The organism is Mesorhizobium sp. M8A.F.Ca.ET.218.01.1.1, from assembly GCF_004791165.1.
In the GTDB taxonomy this organism is placed as follows: domain Bacteria; phylum Pseudomonadota; class Alphaproteobacteria; order Rhizobiales; family Rhizobiaceae; genus Mesorhizobium.
The window spans coordinates 1-278 of sequence record NZ_SRUZ01000242.1; the positions used below are offsets into that span (position 1 = coordinate 1).

At 63.3% G+C, this 278-nt stretch carries 1 protein-coding gene; it reads right to left on the bottom strand.

Annotated features, from left to right (window positions below; genetic code table 11):
- Positions 1-210: hydantoinase B/oxoprolinase family protein (locus EN861_RS35175; RefSeq protein ID WP_135928270.1), on the bottom strand; the 210-nt coding region annotated here is incomplete at its 3' end.
- Between the last annotated feature and the right edge of the window lie 68 nt (positions 211-278).

Below are 278 nucleotides of genomic sequence, written 5' to 3' on the forward strand. Positions count from 1 at the left end.
ATGTCCGGGCGTGCCTGTCACCGCCTGCGCGATCATGCGGCCGTCGGGGTGGAAGTAGCCGGCAGAAAGGTCGCCCGATTCGCGGACGATCGGGCTGAATGCCGTGCGGCGTAAGGCCTGGGCCTGTTCCTCGACAACGGCGATAAGGCGGTTCCACATGATCTGGAACTCGATCTCGCCAATCTGCTGGATTTCAGGGCTGACGGTCATCTGTCGCTCCCTTGCGATCGGACTGTCGGGCCGCTTGTGCGGCAAGATTGGTCAGGACCAGATGGCCG